The following is a 17243-nucleotide window of genomic DNA, read 5'->3' on the forward strand; positions in this document are numbered from 1 at the left end:
TGCAAGTCCGGTTACATATCGGCGCACTAACGCCCATAGCCATTCAACGGGCGTTTTTTATGCCTGCTGTATTTCTTATGGCGGCCGTGCGTGGGAGATCCCTTGGGGTCTGCCGGGGTCCGATATGCCCGGTCTTGCACACCTGCGCACAGCTGCCACCATAATTCGCGTGCAAGCGGACGGTGTCAGCTTCCCTAATACATATCGGAGCTGCACATCATGTTCAAACCTACCCCCAATCCGCCGCACAACACCGAAATCGAACACCGCAAACTCCAGGCCGCCGCCGAGCGTGCAATGGATCATTACTTTCCGACTTCCGCTTCATCTTCACTCTTTACCGTCACTCCCTCTCAATCCACCGAAGCCCTGCTGGCCAACGCTTCTGAAACCTTTGCCTCACTCAACGCCCTGACTTCCAACCTGGCCTTCGAATTGGAAGGCTCCCAGCGCGGCGTGGTGCTGGCCATTCAGCAGATGAGTGAGCTGGGGCAGTTGCTGGTTGATCAGGCTCTGGAGCAGGTGAGCCCAGCGGCTATGTGACGAAGTGAGATCAGTCCCAAAAAGGGACTGATCGTTCCCATTTTGGGACTTCTGCACGCGTTCTCACGAACAGCGGTGAGCTAATGTGGGAGCGGGCTTGCTCGCGAATACGGTGCGTCAGTACCAGATTTATCAACTGACCCACCGCATTCGCGAGCAAGCCCGCTCCCACATTTGAACTGCGCTTAGCTCGAGCCTCAGCGTTTGCTGGCGAACCATTACTCCAGTCGTAACGATCCACCGCGCAGCTTGATTGATGCCCCCCCAATACCCTCCTAAGGTACAGCCCACGACAGCAAATCCCGTGGAGCGACCATGACAACAACAACCTCCCCCGACTCGCGCTGGACGCGGCGGCGCGATGAGAAGCAGCGCCGGCTCGCATTGGTGCGATCCTTCGCCGATGGCGCCGTGCTCCCCAGCGAACGCATCGTCGAAGCCCTGGAAGCCCTGATCCTCCCTGGCGACCGTGTGGTGCTGGAAGGCAACAACCAGAAGCAGGCCGATTTTCTCTCCCGCTCCCTGGCAAAGACCGACCCCGCCAAGCTCCACGACCTGCACATGATCATGCCCAGTGTCGGCCGCTCCGAGCACCTGGACCTGTTTGAAAAGGGCATCGCCCGCAAGCTGGATTTCTCCTTCGCCGGCACCCAATCCCTGCGCATCAGCCAGTTGCTGGAAGACGGCCTGCTGGAGATCGGCGCGATCCACACCTACATCGAACTCTACGCGCGGCTGGTGGTGGACCTGACTCCCAACGTGGTCTTGTCCGCCGGTTTCATGGCCGACCGCGCCGGTAATATCTACACCGGCCCCAGCACTGAAGACACGCCAGCGCTGATCGAGCCGGCCGCCTTCAGCGATGGCATCGTGATCGTCCAGGTCAACCAGTTGGTGGATGACGTCAGCGACCTGCCGCGTGTCGACATTCCGGCAAGCTGGGTCGATTTCGTGGTGGTCGCCGACAAGCCTTTCTACATTGAACCGCTGTTCACCCGCGACCCACGGCACATCAAGCCGGTGCATGTGTTGATGGCGATGATGGCGATCCGTGGCATTTACGAGAAACACAACGTTCAGTCCCTGAACCACGGTATCGGTTTCAACACCGCGGCCATCGAATTGATCCTGCCAACCTACGGTGAATCCCTGGGCCTGAAGGGCAAGATCTGCCGCAACTGGACTCTCAACCCTCACCCGACTTTGATCCCGGCTATCGAAAGCGGCTGGGTCGAAAGCGTGCATTGCTTCGGCACCGAACTGGGTATGGAAAACTACATCGCCGCTCGGCCGGATGTGTTCTTCACCGGCCGCGACGGCTCGCTGCGTTCCAACCGGATGTTCTGCCAGCTGGCCGGCCAATACGCGGTTGATCTGTTTATCGGCGCCACCTTGCAGGTCGATGGCGACGGGCATTCCTCCACCGTCACCCGTGGCCGCCTCGCCGGCTTTGGCGGTGCGCCGAACATGGGCCATGACCCACGCGGTCGCCGCCACGGCACACCCGCCTGGCTCGACATGCGCCATGACGACGCCCCGGAAGCCTTGCTCGAACGTGGCAAAAAACTCGTGGTGCAAATGGTCGAGACCTTCCAGGAAGGCGGCAAACCGACCTTCGTCGAAACCCTCGATGCGGTGGAAGTGGCGCGCAAAAGCGGCATGCCCCTGGCGCCGATCATGATCTACGGCGATGACGTCACTCACCTGCTCACCGAAGAAGGCATCGCCTACCTGTACAAGGCCCGCTCCCTTGAAGAGCGCCAGGCGATGATCGCTGCCGTGGCCGGAGTGACCGCCATCGGCATGCGCCACAACCCCAAGGACACCGCGCGCATGCGCCGCGAAGGCCTGATCGCGCTGCCCGAAGACCTCGGCATCCGCCGCACCGATGCCACCCGCGAGTTGCTGGCCGCCAAGAGCGTGGCCGATCTGGTGGAGTGGTCCGGTGGCTTGTACAACCCGCCCGCCAAGTTCAGGAGCTGGTAAATGCACGCACTCAAACTGCACGACCTGACACTGGCCGAACGCCTGGCCGACATGGCCGTCGACGCCTTGATTGATGAAGCCGACCTGTCGCCGAAACCGGCCCTGGTGGACCGTCGCGGCAACGGCGCCCATACCGATTTGCACCTCGGCTTGATGCACGCCTCGGCGCTGTCGCTGTGGCCGGCGTTCAAGGAAATGGCCGAAGCGGCGGTTGAATGTGGCGAAGTGGGTTTGTCCTTGCGAGAAGCCCTTGGGCGGATCGGTCGCGAAGGCGAACAGGCGATGCTCGTTACTACCAGCGGCGTGAATACCCATCGCGGTGCGATCTGGGCGCTCGGCCTGTTAGTCGCCGCCGCCGCACTGCAACCCGAATTTTGCACGGCCAACGCAGTGACTTTGCGCGCTGCCCGCCTGGCCTTGCTCAACGACCGCTACGCTCCTCAACCGCTGAGCCACGGCGCCCAGGTCGCACAACGCTATGGCGCTCGCGGTGCCCGTGAAGAAGCTCAACTGGGCTTCCCATCAGTATTGCAACGCGGCCTGCCACAGCTGAAAAAAAGCCGTCTGCAACAACACGGCGAACAGAACGCTCGCCTCGATGCCTTGCTGGCGATCATGACGGACCTGGCCGACACCTGCGTGCTCTACCGCGCCGGCCCTGAAGGCTTGCAGGCCATGCAACAAGGCGCCCAAGCGGTGCTGGACGCCGGCGGCAGTGCGAGCCTCGCCGGCCGCCGCCAACTGCACGAGCTGGACCAGCAACTGCTGGCGCTGAATGCCTCCCCCGGTGGCGCCGCCGACCTGTTGGCCGCCTGCCTGTTTATCGACCGCCTCGACGGAGCGCTGTGATGGAAACCTTATCCTTTGAATTCCCCGCCGGTCAGCCTGCCAAAGGCCGCGCGCTGGTGGGTTGCGTCGGCTCGGGCGACCTGGAAGTGCTGCTGGAACCGGGCACCGCCGGCACCCTGACGATCCAGGTACAGACTTCGGTCAATGGTGCCCAGCTACGTTGGCAGCACCTGTTTGAACGGATCTTCCAGGAGCAGACGCCCCCCGCACTGAACATCGATATCCACGACTTTGGCGCCACACCCGGCGTGGTGCGTTTGCGCCTGGAACAGGGCTTCGAGGAGATCGGTCATGACTGACTTGCTCAACAAACACAGCTTCGTCGAACTCGGCGCCCGGCAGCGGGCCAAGGCCTTGCTCGATGCGGGCAGCTATCGCGAACTGATCGATCCGTTCCAGCGCGTCATGTCGCCATGGCTGAGTCGCCAGGGCGTGGTGCCTCAGGCAGATGACGGCGTGGTGATTGCCAAGGGCAGCATCGCCGGCTTGCCGGTGGTCATCGCCGCTATTGAAGGCAATTTCCAGGGCGGCAGCCTCGGTGAAGTCGGTGGCGCGAAGATGGCTGGCGCACTGGAACTGGCCGCTGAAGACAACCGCAACGGCATCCCGACTCGCGCCATCCTGCTGCTGGAAACCGGCGGCGTGCGCTTGCAGGAAGCCAACCTGGGCCTGGCCGCGATTGCCGATATCCACGCGGCGATTGTCGACCTGCGCCAGTACCAGCCGGTGATCGGCGTGGTGGCGGGCAGCGTCGGTTGCTTTGGCGGCATGTCCATCGCGGCAGGCCTGTGCAGTTATCTGCTGGTGACCCGTGAGGCGCGCCTTGGCCTCAACGGCCCGCAGGTGATCGAGCAGGAAGCCGGGCTTGAGGAATACGACTCCCGCGACCGGCCCTTCATCTGGAGCCTGACGGGCGGTGAGCAACGCTTTAACAGCGGCTTGGCCGACCGGTATGTGGCCGACGACGTGGCGCAGATTCAGCAGCAAATCACCGAACTGCTGCAACAAGGCTTGCCGGAAAAACAGCGTAGCCGCCAGGTCGAACACTATCTGGAACGCCTGGCTGCACTGAACGCCGAACCGCAAATCGACCCGGCGACGGTTCGCGATCTGTATCAGGGAGAACGCTCATGAGAGGCTTGCAGTGGTTCAACGCATTGAGCGGCGATGCAACGCCGGTAAGCGGTTTGCCGAACTCGCTGAAAGTCGCCGACGGTGTGCTCGGTGATCAGCCGGTGCGCTTTATCGCGGTGGTCACCGATGTGCAAAATCGCTTTCCTCGCGCTCGCAATGGTGAGGTCGGTTTGCTGGAAGGCTGGGGCTTGGCCAAGGCGGTTGATGAAGCGATCGACACCGGCGACAAACGTCCGCTGATTGCCATCGTCGATGTGCCGAGCCAGGCTTATGGTCGTCGCGAAGAGGCCCTGGGCATCCATCAAGCCCTGGCCGCCGCTGCCGACAGCTATGCTCGCGCCCGGTTGGCCGGTCACCCGGTGATCGCGCTGCTGGTGGGTAAGGCGATGTCCGGCGCGTTCCTCGCCCATGGTTACCAGGCCAACCGCCTGATTGCCCTGCGCGATCCCGGCGTGATGGTGCATGCCATGGGCAAAGCCTCGGCGGCGCGGGTCACCCTGCGCAGTGTCGAAGAGCTGGAAGCCCTGGCCGCCAGCGTGCCGCCGATGGCCTATGACATCGACAGCTATGCGAGCCTTGGCTTGCTCTGGGAGACCTTGTCGGTCAGCCAGATTGAGCAACCCACTGCCGAAGATATTGCGCGGGTCAGCGATTGCCTGCTGCATGCGATTAAGGACGTGCGAGCGAGCGGCTGTGACCTGAGCGGTCGCCTGGGCGCCACCAATCGTGCGGCCTCCAGCCATGTGCGCCAACTGCTGCGGGAGCAATGGTGAACGCCCACGACTTGCTCTGGGGCATGACCCCGGTGCATGCCCCCGCTGATGCGCCGGCCTGGGTGCTGGATGCGTTGGCCGCTGGGCATCCGGTGGTGGTGCGGCGTGCCATCGCGCCGCTGGGCCATGTGGCGGTGGGTGTACGTGGGCGCTTGCGCGAGCAACGTTTTGCCGCCGTGATGCCGATCGCGGCCGTGCGGCGATGCGTGGTGCCGGAAGACTTGCGCGGTGTGATCTCTCCACGGGATTTACCGGCGTTGCAGGCACTCGCTCAGTTGCGACCGGTACTGGCGGGAGAGAGTTGGGGCGTCACCGGCAGTGCGGGTTTCGAGTTGGCCAGCGGCATCGAAGCGCTGCATGCCAAGAGCGATCTGGATTTGATTCTGCGCACGCCCGAGCGGCTTGATCGCGGCGATGCCGAGGACTTGCTGGCGATACTTGATATAGCGGTGTGCGCTGTAGACCTGCAACTGCAAACGCCGTTTGGCGCCGTCGCGTTGCGCGAATGGGCCGGTGGTTCACGTCGCGTGCTGCTGAAAAATGCCGGTAGCGCGCAGCTGGTGATCGACCCGTGGCAGGCCGTTGCATGAGCAGCCTCCTGGCCTTTCCGGGGCAGGGCGCCCAGCGTCCCGGCATGCTCCAGCAGCTGCCGCGCGCGGTGCTGGACGAAGCCAGTGCTGCCTTGAATGAAGACGTGCTGAAACTCGACTCTGCCGAAGCACTGGCCTCCACCCGCGCCGTGCAGCTATGCCTGTTGATTGCCGGCGTGGCCAGTGCGCGCTTGCTGGAACACAGCCCCGATTACGTAGCCGGCCTATCCATCGGCGCCTATCCGGCGGCCGTTATTGCCGGCTCCCTGGAGTTTGCCGATGCGCTGAAACTCGTCAGCCTGCGCGGCGAACTGATGCAACAAGCGTATCCCCACGGCTACGGCATGACCGCCCTTATCGGCCCGGACCTGTCCACTGTCGAAGCCTTGCTCGCCCAGGTCAACAGCCAGCAGACCCCGGTGTACCTGGCCAATATCAACGCCGATAACCAGACGGTTATCGCGGGCAGCGACGAAGCAATGAAAGCAGTCGCCAATCTAGTCCGCGGCAACGGCGTCGCCAAACGCCTGGCCGTCAGCGTGCCGTCCCATTGTGCGCTGCTGGAAAAACCTGCCGAGACACTGGCCCAAGCCTTCGCTGAAGTGACACTCAAACCGCCGAGCATCACTTACCTGAGCAGCACCCGCGCCCGGCCGATCCACAACACCGAACACCTGCGCGACGACCTCGCTTTCAACATGTGCCGCATCGTCGATTGGCGCGGCACCGTGCAAAGCGCCTATGAGCGTGGCGTGCGCCTGCATCTCGAACTGCCGCCCGGCGCCGTGCTCACCGGCCTTGCGCGGCGGGTGTTCGAGCAAGGCACCGTCATCGCCTTCGAAGGCGCCCGTCTGGACACCTTGCAGGCCTTGCTGCGAGAGGAGGGAAACCATCACCGATAGAGCTCCACCAAGGCTGATGCTGGTCGGTTAATAGATAGAGCGGGTCACCAATGACCTGTGGCGAGGGAGCTTGCTCCCGTTGGAGTGCGCAGCGCTCCCAGGATTTCAGGGCCGCTACGCAGCCTAACGGGAGCAAGCTCCCTCGCCACAGGTACGGTATTCATCTTTATCGGATCGGCATTGCCGCCCAAGGCTTTCGAAGCACAAAAACAACAATTTCGATGAAGCACTTTGAGGACAACCATCATGATTATTTACGGTGTGGCGTTGCTGGCGATCTGCATGTTGGCAGGCGTGATTCTGGGAGACATGCTCGGCGTGCTGCTGGGCGTGAAATCCAACGTGGGCGGGGTGGGCATCGCAATGATCCTGCTGATCTGCGCGCGGCTGTGGATGCACAAGCACGGTGGCATGACCAAGGAATGCGAGATGGGTGTCGGCTTCTGGGGCGCGATGTACATCCCGGTGGTAGTGGCGATGGCGGCCCAGCAAAACGTGGTGACCGCGCTGCACGGCGGCCCGGTGGCGGTGCTGGCGGCGATTGGTTCGGTGGTGGTGTGCGGTTGTGCGATTGCCTTGATCAGCCGTACTCACAAAGGCGAACCGCTGCCCGATGAAGAGCCGCTGATCGCGGTTGCACCTGTCGCGGGAGGTCGCTGATATGTGGGAACTCATCGAGAAAGGCCTGGCAAATAACGGCTTGGTCACCGCCTTTGCATTTGTCGGCGTGGTGATGTGGATTTCGGTGGTGCTGTCCAAGCGCCTGACCTTCGGACGCATCCACGGCTCAGCCATCGCGATTGTGATCGGGCTGGTGCTGGCGTGGGTGGGCGGTACGTTGACCGGTGGGCAGAAAGGCCTGGCGGATGTGGCGCTGTTTTCCGGGATCGGGTTGATGGGCGGCGCCATGCTGCGGGACTTTGCCATCGTGGCCACGGCGTTTGAAGTGCAGGCTACCGAGGCGCGCAAGGCCGGGTGGATTGGTGCGATTGCCTTGCTGCTGGGTACGGTATTGCCGTTTATTGTGGGCGCGAGTATCGCCTGGGCGTTTGGTTATCGCGATGCGATCAGCATGACCACCATCGGTGCGGGCGCGGTGACTTACATCGTCGGGCCGGTGACCGGAGCGGCGTTGGGCGCAAGCTCGGATGTGGTGGCGCTGTCCATTGCAACCGGGTTGATCAAGGCGATCCTGGTGATGGTGGGTACGCCCATGGCGGCACGCTGGATGGGCCTGGATAACCCGCGCTCGGCCATGGTGTTTGGTGGCCTGGCCGGCACGGTGAGTGGTGTGACGGCGGGCCTGGCGGCGACGGACCGGCGGCTGGTGCCGTATGGCGCGTTGACCGCCACCTTTCACACCGGGCTTGGGTGCTTGCTGGGGCCTTCGTTGCTTTACTTCATCGTGCGAGGAATCGTCGGCTAACCCGAGATTTGTCGACCGCTTTTGTGGCGAGGGAGCTTGCTCCCGCTGGAGCGCGAAGCGGTCCCATTGCATCCTTCCAGAAATAACGCGGGCGCTGATTTTACGACTGCTGCGCAGCCGAGCGGGAGCAAGCTCCCTCGCCACAGGGGATCATTGTCAGGTTTGGCGATTCGCATACATCCGGCACTCTGCCAACAGCGCGAGCAAATTCGGGTCGCGCTCCTTGGCTTTCAGAAACACCACGCCAATGTGCTGCTGCAAACGGTAGCGCGGTTGCAGGGGAATCAGCTTGACCCGGTTCTCATACACCGCCGCAATCCGCCCCGGCAGCAGCGCATAGCCCACACCCGAGCTGACCATGCTCAGCAGGGTGAAGATATCGTTGACCTGCATCGCCACCTTCGGCTCGAACCCTGCCTGCTTGAATACGCGGTTGCCATCCTGGTGGGTGGCGAAGCCTTGGGTGAGGGTGATGAAGGTGGCGTCGCGCACGTCCGCCAGGTCGATTTCCTGTTCGCGGTCGAAGGGTGAATCGGCCGGGGTGGCGAGGAAGATGTCGTCGGAGAACAGTGCGATTTGCTCGCAGTCGGGATCGTTGGCGTGCTCGTCGAGGGAGATCAGGATCGCGTCGACTTCCATGTTCTTCAGCTTGTAGAGCAAGTCGAAATTGGAGCCGAGGATCAGGTCGATGTTCAGCTCGCTGCGGCGAATCTTCAGCCCCATGATCAACTGTGGCACGGTCTTCACCGTCAGCGAATACAGCGAGCCCAGCTTGAAACGCTCGGCGGAAAACCCGGCGGCTTCGCGGGTCAGCCGCACACTGTCCACCACGTCCTGCACCAGCTTCTGCGCGCGCTCTTCCAGCACATAGGCGCTTTCCAGCGGCGTGAGGTTGCGCCCTTCGTGCTTGAACAGCGGGCAGCGCAGGGCGTTTTCCAGGGAGTGGATCGCCCGGTGCACGCTGACGTTGCTGGTCTGCAGTTCAGCCGCCGCCCGCGCCAGGTTGCCGGTGCGCATGAACGCCAGGAAAATTTCCAGCTTCTTGAGGGTGAACTCTTCGTCGATCAGCATGGGCGTGACTCTTGTTCGAATGCCGTCGATTGTGCCCCTAAAACCAGTTCACTCCCAGCCATGCACTGCACAGGCCCAGCAGCACGCCGAGGATGATCAGCCAGATCGCGTTGAGCCTTGTGTAATACACCACGGCGGCGCTGGCCAGGGTCAGCACCAGGCTGGTGGCATTGTTTTCCAGGCTGTTCATCAGGATGTAGCTGGCGGCCAGGATCAGCCCGATGGAGATCGGCAACAGGCTGCGCTTGACCCGCTGCACCCACGGCGTCTCGGTGTGTTTTTCCAGCCAGCCGGCGCCGAAGTAGGTGAGCACCGAGCAGGGCAGCAGCTTGGCGGTCAGCGCCACCAGCGCGCCGGGCAACCCGGCGGCTTGCTGGCCGATAAACACCAGGAACATGCCGTTGGGCCCGGGCAATGCCTGGGACAGGGCGAAGAAGGCAACGAACTGGGCGTCGGTGATCCAGTTCATGTCGGTGACGGTGTAGCGGTGGATATCACTCAGGGCCACGGTGTTGCCGCCAATCGCCATCAGCGACCACAGTGCGCATTGGATCATCAGGTGAAACAGCACGCTCTGCATCAGCCGGCCACCTTTTGCTTGCCCATGAAACTCAAGGCCAGGGAGCTGGGAATGCAGATCAGCAAGACCATCCACAACGGCAGCACCAGCACCGCCATCAACACGAAGGTCAGGACGAACGCGCTGTAATTCGCCAGGGTCCGCGGCATGGCCTTGAGCAGGCGCAGTGTGGTGCCGAGCATCAGGCCGGTGGCGATCGGCATGACCGCGCCGAAGACCTGCTGCACCACGTCATGGCTCCACCATTTGGCATAGGCGAAGCCGGCCAGCACGGTGATCAGCGAGGGGAACAGATACAAGCCAACCACGGTCACAACCGCACCCGGCAAGCCGTGAAGGCGCCGGCCGTAGATGATGCCGACGTTGGCGATATTCGGCCCGGGGAAGAATTGGCCGGTGGTCAGCAGCTCGTTGAAACCTTGTTCGCTGACCCACTGCCTGCGGTCCACCATCATCTGCCGCGCCCAAGGCATCACGCCGCCGAAGCCAAACAGGCCGACCATGGCGAAGTTGTAAAACAACTGCCACAGACTGGGATGAGGCGGGGCAGGTTCGACGTCGGGCATGGGCGTTACCGTTGAGGGGCTTTGTGTGGGAGCGGGCTTGCTCGCGAAGGTCGTTAACGATGACGCGGGCATCCTGGATGAACGCGGCACCCTCAGGTTTTTCGCGAGCAAGCCCGCTCCCACAGGATGAAGCGAATCATCTATCGGCTCGTGTATTTGGGCAAATGAAGAAAGGTTGTTACCTGAAATTGAGTAGGTGACGTCAGAATGGTCTGGGTGATAACCGTTATTCGAGGTGAGTGACACATGTATCACGGGGAACGATTCAACGCCTGGAGCCACTTGCTCGGGGCGGTTGCGGCTTTTGTGGGCGCGGTATGGCTGTTGGTGGTGGCCGCTATGGACGGCAGCCCCTGGAAGATTGTCAGCGTGGCCATTTACGGTTTCACGTTGCTGGTGCTGTACAGCGCGTCGACCGTGTACCACAGCGTGCGCGGGCGTAAAAAAGAGATCATGCAGAAGGTGGATCACTTTTCGATCTACCTGCTGATCGCCGGCAGCTACACGCCGTTTTGCCTGGTGACACTGCGCGGACCGTGGGGCTGGACGCTGTTCGGGATTGTGTGGGGGCTGGCGGTGATCGGCATCCTGCAGGAGATCAAGCCACGCTCCGAGGCGCGGATTCTGTCGATCGTGATCTACGCCGTGATGGGCTGGATCGTGCTGGTGGCGGTCAAGCCGCTGATTGCCGCGCTGGGCCCCACGGGGTTTGCCTGGCTGGCGTCGGGCGGGGTGCTGTACACCGTGGGCATTATTTTCTTTGCCCTGGAGGACCGATTGCGGCACTCCCACGGGATCTGGCATTTGTTCGTGATCGGCGGCAGCCTGCTGCATTTTGTGGCGATCATGGGCTACGTGTTATAGCCGGTCCAATTGCTCCTGAGCGCGGCTGCTGAAGATCTCCAGCAGGCTCGCGAGCATATGCGGCGGCGGTTCGTCGGCGCGAGTCAGGGCGTACAAGGTGATCGGCAGCGGCGGCGCCAATGGGCGAATGCAGGTGGTTGCCGGCGATGCGCCGAGGGCGGTGAACGGGTCGATCACCGCCAGCCCGGCGCCGGACTCGACCATGGCCCTGGCCAGGGAATAGGTCTGCACCGCAATGCTGACCCGCGGTGGCGGATCGACCGCTTCCAGGTAGCTGTCCAGCTTCGCCGACAAGGGGTCGGCGCTGGACAGGCCAATCAACGGCGCGCCCGCCAGCGCCATCAGCGGCAGCGGTTTGCCCCATTCGTTTTCCTTCCAGTAATCCTTTGGCGCCAGCGCTACCAATACGCCGTGGGCCAACGCCTGGGCGCTCAGCCCCGGGTGATCGGGTGGCTGCAGCGTCAGCGCCACGTCGACTTCACGCATCAGCAGGTTTTGCACCAGCTCGCGGCTGTGAGCGCTGGACAGCTCGCAGGCGATGTCCGGGTAGCGTTGGGTCCATTCGCGGATGGCCGGTGGCAACAACGACAAGGCTAGCGCTGGCGTGGCGCCAATACGCAGGCTCTGGCCCGGCTCGCGCCGCAGGTTCTGCGCCAGGCGCCGCACGCCTTGCAGGCTCTCGGTCACCTTGTCGACCTCCCGTTCCAGCGCCAACGCTTCCGGCGTCGGCTGCAACTTGCCGCGTATGCGCAGGAACAGCGGGAACCCCAACTGCAGCTCGGCATGCTGCAACACCTTGCTCACCGCCGGCTGCGAGACATGCAGCAGTTGTGCAGCGGCGCTGATGGAGCCGGTCTGGCGGATGGCCTGGAAGATTTCGATATGACGCAAGCGCATGGGCAGTCCATAACCTTTGTTTATGGGTGACCCATCTTTATTCATTGTCCCGCCGCTGTCACCTGCCTCTAACCTTCGAGCCTGACATCGCACAGTTTAGGGACGCACATGGCTCAGCAGGTTTGCATCATCGGTGGTGGGGTTATCGGCCTGGCGAGTGCCTACGCCCTGGTGCGTGCCGGGATGCAAGTGACCGTGGTCGAAGCCCGGGAAACCCTGGGCAGCGAGACCAGTTTCGCCAACGGCGGGCAGCTGTCCTACCGCTATGTCGCACCGCTGGCCGACAAGGGCGTGCCGCTGCAAGCCATTGGCTGGATGCTGCGCGGTGACTCGCCGCTGAAGCTGCGCCCGCGTATGGACCCGACGCAGTGGCGCTGGATGGCGTCGTTCCTGGGGGCTTGCCGTGGCTCGGTGAACCAGCGCAATGCGGCCCATCTGCTGCGCCTGGCGTCCCTGAGCCAGGACACCCTGCAACGCTGGCGTGAAGAGGACCAGCTGGGGGATTTCCACTGGCGGCGCAATGGCAAGTTGGTGACCTTTCGCAGCCTCGACAGCTATGAGCGCGCGCTGAATAAAGTGACGGACCCTTTGCAGCAGCAAGTGCTCTCGGCGGCGGATTGCGCCCGGCTGGAACCGACCCTGGACGGCGCCGGTTTTGCCGGCGGCATCTATACGCCCAATGAAGAAGTTGGCGACTGTCACGCGTTCTGCCAGCAACTGGCGGCACGTCTTGAGGCGTCGGGGCGCTGCACGTTCCTGCTGGGGCGCAAGGTGACGGGGATTCGTCACAGCGCAGGCGCCGTGCAGGCGATCGAAATGGGCCGTGAGCTGCTGCCCGTGCAGCAATTGGTGCTGGCCGCCGGACATCGCAGCCCCGAGCTGGCCTTGCCCGGCGTGTCGCTGCCGCTCTATCCCCTCAAGGGCTACAGCCTGAGCGTGCCGATTGGCGCGCAGCACCGGGCGCCGAATATCAGCATCACCGACTACGATCGCAAGATCGTCTACGCGCGCATCGGTGAGCAACTGCGGGTGGCGGCGATGGTGGATATCGTCGGCTTCGACACACGCCTTGAACCCAAACGCCTGGCGCTGATTAAACGTCAGGCGCTTGAGACGTTCCCGCTGGCCGGGGATTACCAGCATGCGGTCGAATGGGCCGGCATGCGCCCGGCCACGCCTACGGGTGTGCCGCTGATTGGTGCCAGCGCTTATAGCAACCTGTGGCTTAACCTCGGGCATGGCGCCCTCGGGTTTACCCTGGCTTGCGGCAGCGGCCAGGTGCTGGCCGAGTTGATTGGCCGGCACAGCACTTCCATTGATATGCAGGGCTTCGCGCCCCGTGCCGCTTGAGGATGTTTAGATGACCATCACCCGAATCAACAGCAACAGTCGCCTGTCTGGCGCCGTGGTGTTTCAGGACTTGGTGTTTTTGTCCGGCCAGGTGCCGGGGGAAGGCCGCGATGTGAAGACCCAGACCGAAGAAGTGTTGGTCAAGATCGATGCGCTGCTGGCCGAGGCCGGCAGCGACAAGGATCATCTACTGAACGCGACCATCTACCTGAACAATATTCAGGACGGTTTTGCGCCGATGAATGAAGCCTGGTCCGCCTGGTTGTCGCCGAGTCAGGCACCGACGCGTACCACGTTGCAGGCGCAGTTGGCACGGCCCGACGTATTGGTGGAGATCAGCGTCATCGCTGCCCGCCGTCCATAACTAAAACAAAAACGGAGAATAACAATGCAAAAACTGTGGCGAGGGGGTTTATCCCCCGTTGGGCTGCGCAGCAGCCCCATACTCTTCTTGGCACTGATATTGAGCGCCCAGACCCAGGCAACCGAAGCCCCTCTGGAAGGCACACTGAGCAAGATCGCCAACGCCAAGAGCATCACCCTCGGCTACCGCGACGCCTCGGTGCCGTTTTCCTATGTGGGTGATCACAGCGGCAAGCCCATGGGCTATTCGGTGGAGCTGGCGAACAAGATCGTCGAGCGCATCCAGCAGAAAACCGGTGTGCCAAAACTCAACGTGAAGTACAACCTGGTGACCTCCCAGACCCGCATTGCCCTGGTGCAAAACGGCACCGTGGATCTTGAGTGCGGCTCCACCGGCGTGACCGCCGAGCGGCAGAAACAGGTGGCGTTTTCTTACGGGTTTATCTATGTGAAGGGCCAGTTGCTGACCGCCAACGACAGCGGCATCAAACGCTTCGCCGACCTGCGGGACAAGAACGTAGTGACCACCGCCGGCACCACCAATGAACGCTTCCTCAAGAGCTACAACGTCGATCACAAACTAAACATGTCGGTGATCAGCGCCAAGGACCATGGCGAGGCGTTCCAGATGCTGCAATCGGGCCGGGCAGCGGCGTTCTACATGGATGACGCGTTGCTCTACGGCGAGCGGGCCAAGGCCAAGGATCCGCACAAGTGGGTAGTAGTGGGGGAGGAGCAGTCGCGGGAAATCTACAGCTGCATGGTGCGCAAGGACGACCCGCAGTTTCTCGCGGTGGTCAACGAAACCCTGGCCGGCCTTTACAGCTCGGGGGAGATCAACGGGATTTACCAGCGCTGGTTTGAACAGCCGATTCCGCCCAAGGGCCTGAACCTGGAATTCCCGATGACCAGTGAGTTGAAGGCGATTATTGCCAAGCCGGTGAGTGATCCGGTGGAGTAGTGGAGTGGAAACCCGATCAAAATGTGGGAGCAGGCAAGCCAGCTCCCACATTTGATCGGGTTTGCAAAGCGGGTTTAGAAGTCGCCCCAGAGTTGTTGGGCCACCGCCAGCGCCACGACTGGCGCAGTTTCGGTGCGCAGCACCCTAGGGCCCAGGCGTGCAGAATGAAAACCTGCACCTTGGGCCGTCTCGACTTCCCCATCAGTCAAACCACCTTCCGGCCCGATCAGGAAGGCCAGGCTTCCAGGCTTGGCGTGGCTCACCAGCGGCTCGGCCACCGGGTGCAGCACCAGCTTCAAATCCGCTTCGGCCTGCTTCAGCCAATCCGCCAGCAACAGCGGTGGGTGAATCACCGGCACCCGCGAACGCCCGCACTGCTCGCACGCGCTGATCGCCACCTGGCGCCAGTGCTGCAGGCGTTTGTCGGCGCGTTCGTCCTTGAGGCGCACTTCGCAGCGGTCGCTGAAGATCGGGGTGATTTCATTTACCCCAAGCTCGGTGGCCTTCTGGATCGCCCAGTCCATCCGCTCGCCACGGGACAGGCCCTGGCCGAGGTGAATCTGCAACGGTGATTCGATCTGCCCGGCGAAAGTCTCGGTGACCTGCACCACCACGCGTTTTTTGCCGACTTCCAGCAAGCTGGCGCGAAACTCCTGGCCGGAGCCGTCGAACAGTTGCACGGCGTCGCCTTCGCTCATGCGCAACACGCGGCTGATGTAATGCGCCTGGGCTTCCGGCAACTCGTGGTCGCCAAGGCTCAGTGGGGCGTCGACAAAAAAGCGGGACAGTCTCATTTCTGTTCTCTGGGGAGGTTCATGTAGGAGCGAGCTTGCTCGCGAAGAACGTAAGGGCGCCGCGTTTAACCAGGATACCCGCATTATCGTTGACGATTTTCGCGAGCAAGCTCGCTCCTACAGGTCAGGCAGCAGCGGCACCCGATTAATCAAGTGAACTCAATCAGCCCGGATCACGAAACCCCGGGTGGAAATCCTTGGGCACCGCCACGCTGACCTTGCTGTTGGTGGCGATATCAATCCCTTCGCTGGCCACTTCGGCCAGGAAGTCGATCTGCTCCGGGGTGATCACATAGGGCGGCAGGAAATACACCACGCTGCCCAATGGCCGCAGCAACGCGCCACGCTCCAGCGCATGCTCGAACACCTTGAGGCCACGGCGTTCCTGCCACGGGTAGGCGGTCTTGGTGGCCTTGTCCTGCACCATCTCGATGGCCAGCACCATGCCGGTCTGGCGTACTTCCGAGACGTGAGGGTGGTCCACCAGGTGCGCGGTGGCGGTGGCCATGCGCTGGGCCAGGGCCTTGTTGTTTTCGATGACGTTCTCTTCTTCGAAGATATCCAGGGTCGCCAGGGCCGCCGCACAGGCCAGCGGGTTGCCGGTGTAGCTGTGGGAATGCAGGAAGGCACGCAGGGTCGGGTAGTCGTCGTAGAAGGCGTCGTACACATCGTCGGTGGTGACCACCGCCGCCAACGGCAGGTAGCCGCCGGTCAGGGCCTTGGACAGGCACAGGAAGTCCGGGCGGATGCCGGCCTGTTCACAGGCGAACATCGTGCCGGTGCGGCCAAAGCCCACGGCGATTTCGTCGTGGATCAGGTGCACGCCATAGCGGTCGCAGGCTTCCCGCAGCAGCTTGAGGTACACCGGGTGGTACATGCGCATGCCGCCGGCGCCCTGAATCAACGGTTCGACGATCACGGCGGCCACGGTGTCGTGGTTGTCGGCGAGGGTCTGCTCCATGGCCAGGAACATGTTCCGGGAATGTTCTTCCCAGCTCATGCCCTCTGGGCGAAGGTAGCAGTCCGGGCTCGGCACCTTGATGGTGTCGAGCAGCAAGGCCTTGTAGGTTTCGGTGAACAGCGGCACATCACCCACCGACATCGCGGCGATGGTTTCGCCGTGATAGCTATTGGTCAGGGTGACAAAGCGCTTCTTGTTCGGCAGGCCGCGGTTGAGCCAATAGTGAAAGCTCATCTTCAGCGCGACTTCGATGCACGACGAGCCGTTGTCGGCGTAGAAGCAGCGGGTCAGGCCTTCGGGCGTCATCTTCACAAGGCGCTCGGACAGCTCGATCACCGGCTGGTGGCTGAAACCGGCGAGGATCACGTGTTCCAGCTGATCCACCTGGTCCTTGATGCGCTGGTTGATGCGCGGGTTGGCGTGGCCAAACACGTTGACCCACCAGGAACTGACGGCGTCGAGGTAGCGTTTGCCTTCGAAGTCTTCCAGCCAGACGCCTTCGCCACGCTTGATCGGGATCAACGGCAGTTGCTGGTGGTCTTTCATCTGGGTGCAGGGATGCCATAGCACCGCAAGGTCGCGTTGCATCCACTGGTTATTCAAACCCATCTTCATTCTCCTCGAAGCGGCTCG

At 62.4% G+C, this 17243-nt stretch carries 20 protein-coding genes; 14 read left to right on the forward strand and 6 right to left on the reverse strand.

Annotated elements, in window-relative coordinates; translation table 11 throughout:
• Positions 1-219 precede the first annotated feature (219 nt).
• From HBJ59_RS16170 to madM, 10 genes are all read left to right on the forward strand, one after another.
• Complete coding sequence (locus HBJ59_RS16170) at positions 220-543, forward strand: DUF6124 family protein (protein ID WP_008434138.1); 324 nt, start codon at positions 220-222, stop codon at positions 541-543.
• A 315-nt stretch (positions 544-858) separates the two neighbouring features.
• Positions 859-2529, forward strand: a complete 1671-nt coding sequence (gene mdcA, locus HBJ59_RS16175; protein WP_167664101.1) for a malonate decarboxylase subunit alpha — start codon at positions 859-861, stop codon at positions 2527-2529.
• Positions 2530-3378 carry a triphosphoribosyl-dephospho-CoA synthase gene (locus HBJ59_RS16180; protein ID WP_167664102.1) on the forward strand — a complete coding sequence of 283 codons (849 nt, stop codon included), beginning with the start codon at positions 2530-2532 and terminating at the stop codon, positions 3376-3378. It abuts the gene before it with no gap.
• Positions 3378-3677, forward strand: a complete 300-nt coding sequence (locus HBJ59_RS16185; protein ID WP_003216806.1) for a malonate decarboxylase subunit delta — start codon at positions 3378-3380, stop codon at positions 3675-3677. The genes HBJ59_RS16180 and HBJ59_RS16185 overlap by 1 nt, the downstream gene beginning before the upstream one ends.
• Positions 3670-4512 (forward strand): biotin-independent malonate decarboxylase subunit beta, encoded by an 843-nt coding sequence (locus tag HBJ59_RS16190; protein WP_167664103.1) that lies wholly within the window; start codon positions 3670-3672, stop codon positions 4510-4512. The genes HBJ59_RS16185 and HBJ59_RS16190 overlap by 8 nt, the downstream gene beginning before the upstream one ends.
• On the forward strand, positions 4509-5285 hold the full coding sequence (gene mdcE, locus HBJ59_RS16195) for a biotin-independent malonate decarboxylase subunit gamma (RefSeq protein ID WP_167664104.1): 777 nt from the start codon (positions 4509-4511) through the stop codon (positions 5283-5285). Before HBJ59_RS16190 ends, mdcE begins: the two co-directional genes overlap by 4 nt.
• Complete coding sequence (locus tag HBJ59_RS16200) at positions 5279-5875, forward strand: malonate decarboxylase holo-ACP synthase (protein WP_167664105.1); 597 nt, start codon at positions 5279-5281, stop codon at positions 5873-5875. The genes mdcE and HBJ59_RS16200 overlap by 7 nt, the downstream gene beginning before the upstream one ends.
• Positions 5872-6777, forward strand: coding sequence for a malonate decarboxylase subunit epsilon (gene mdcH / locus HBJ59_RS16205; RefSeq protein ID WP_167664106.1), 906 nt, complete (start codon positions 5872-5874; stop codon positions 6775-6777). The genes HBJ59_RS16200 and mdcH overlap by 4 nt, the downstream gene beginning before the upstream one ends.
• Before the next feature lie 246 nt (positions 6778-7023).
• On the forward strand, positions 7024-7437 hold the full coding sequence (gene madL, locus HBJ59_RS16210) for a malonate transporter subunit MadL (RefSeq protein WP_076017755.1): 414 nt from the start codon (positions 7024-7026) through the stop codon (positions 7435-7437).
• 1 nt (position 7438) lies between these two features.
• On the forward strand, positions 7439-8203 hold the full coding sequence (gene madM / locus HBJ59_RS16215; RefSeq protein WP_167664107.1) for a malonate transporter subunit MadM: 765 nt from the start codon (positions 7439-7441) through the stop codon (positions 8201-8203).
• A 156-nt stretch (positions 8204-8359) separates the two neighbouring features.
• On the opposite strand, the gene HBJ59_RS16220 is transcribed toward madM, so the two are convergent.
• From HBJ59_RS16220 to HBJ59_RS16230, 3 genes are read right to left on the reverse strand one after another with little or no spacing between them, the layout of a single operon-like run.
• Positions 8360-9274, reverse strand: coding sequence for a LysR substrate-binding domain-containing protein (locus tag HBJ59_RS16220; RefSeq protein ID WP_167664108.1), 915 nt, complete (start codon positions 9272-9274; stop codon positions 8360-8362).
• A 37-nt stretch (positions 9275-9311) separates the two neighbouring features.
• Positions 9312-9854, reverse strand: coding sequence for a chromate transporter (locus tag HBJ59_RS16225; RefSeq protein ID WP_167664109.1), 543 nt, complete (start codon positions 9852-9854; stop codon positions 9312-9314).
• Positions 9854-10420, reverse strand: a complete 567-nt coding sequence (locus HBJ59_RS16230; RefSeq protein ID WP_167664110.1) for a chromate transporter — start codon at positions 10418-10420, stop codon at positions 9854-9856. The genes HBJ59_RS16225 and HBJ59_RS16230 overlap by 1 nt, the downstream gene beginning before the upstream one ends.
• 246 nt (positions 10421-10666) lie before the next feature.
• Here HBJ59_RS16230 and HBJ59_RS16235 point away from each other — a divergent pair, with 246 nt between their 5' ends.
• Positions 10667-11284, forward strand: coding sequence for a hemolysin III family protein (locus HBJ59_RS16235; RefSeq protein WP_167664111.1), 618 nt, complete (start codon positions 10667-10669; stop codon positions 11282-11284).
• Here the strand turns inward: HBJ59_RS16235 and HBJ59_RS16240 are convergent.
• Positions 11279-12181, reverse strand: a complete 903-nt coding sequence (locus HBJ59_RS16240; RefSeq protein ID WP_076017762.1) for a LysR family transcriptional regulator — start codon at positions 12179-12181, stop codon at positions 11279-11281. The genes HBJ59_RS16235 and HBJ59_RS16240 overlap by 6 nt on opposite strands.
• A gap of 108 nt (positions 12182-12289) precedes the next feature.
• On the opposite strand from HBJ59_RS16240, the gene HBJ59_RS16245 reads away from it, so the two are divergent.
• From HBJ59_RS16245 to HBJ59_RS16255, 3 genes are read left to right on the forward strand one after another with little or no spacing between them, the layout of a single operon-like run.
• Complete coding sequence (locus tag HBJ59_RS16245) at positions 12290-13531, forward strand: D-amino acid dehydrogenase (RefSeq protein WP_167664112.1); 1242 nt, start codon at positions 12290-12292, stop codon at positions 13529-13531.
• 10 nt (positions 13532-13541) lie between these two features.
• Complete coding sequence (locus HBJ59_RS16250) at positions 13542-13895, forward strand: RidA family protein (RefSeq protein WP_167664113.1); 354 nt, start codon at positions 13542-13544, stop codon at positions 13893-13895.
• A gap of 24 nt (positions 13896-13919) precedes the next feature.
• Positions 13920-14855, forward strand: coding sequence for a transporter substrate-binding domain-containing protein (locus tag HBJ59_RS16255; protein ID WP_256576986.1), 936 nt, complete (start codon positions 13920-13922; stop codon positions 14853-14855).
• Between the two features lie 74 nt (positions 14856-14929).
• Here the strand turns inward: HBJ59_RS16255 and HBJ59_RS16260 are convergent, their stop codons facing one another.
• Positions 14930-15649, reverse strand: a complete 720-nt coding sequence (locus tag HBJ59_RS16260; protein WP_076017765.1) for a 16S rRNA (uracil(1498)-N(3))-methyltransferase — start codon at positions 15647-15649, stop codon at positions 14930-14932.
• Positions 15650-15812: 163 nt separating this feature from the next.
• Entirely contained in the window at positions 15813-17219 is a 1407-nt protein-coding gene (locus HBJ59_RS16265; RefSeq protein WP_167664114.1) for an adenosylmethionine--8-amino-7-oxononanoate transaminase, read from the reverse strand.
• Positions 17220-17243 lie beyond the last annotated feature (24 nt).

This window comes from Pseudomonas sp. AN3A02 (genome assembly GCF_011765255.1).
Taxonomy (GTDB): Bacteria; Pseudomonadota; Gammaproteobacteria; order Pseudomonadales; family Pseudomonadaceae; genus Aquipseudomonas.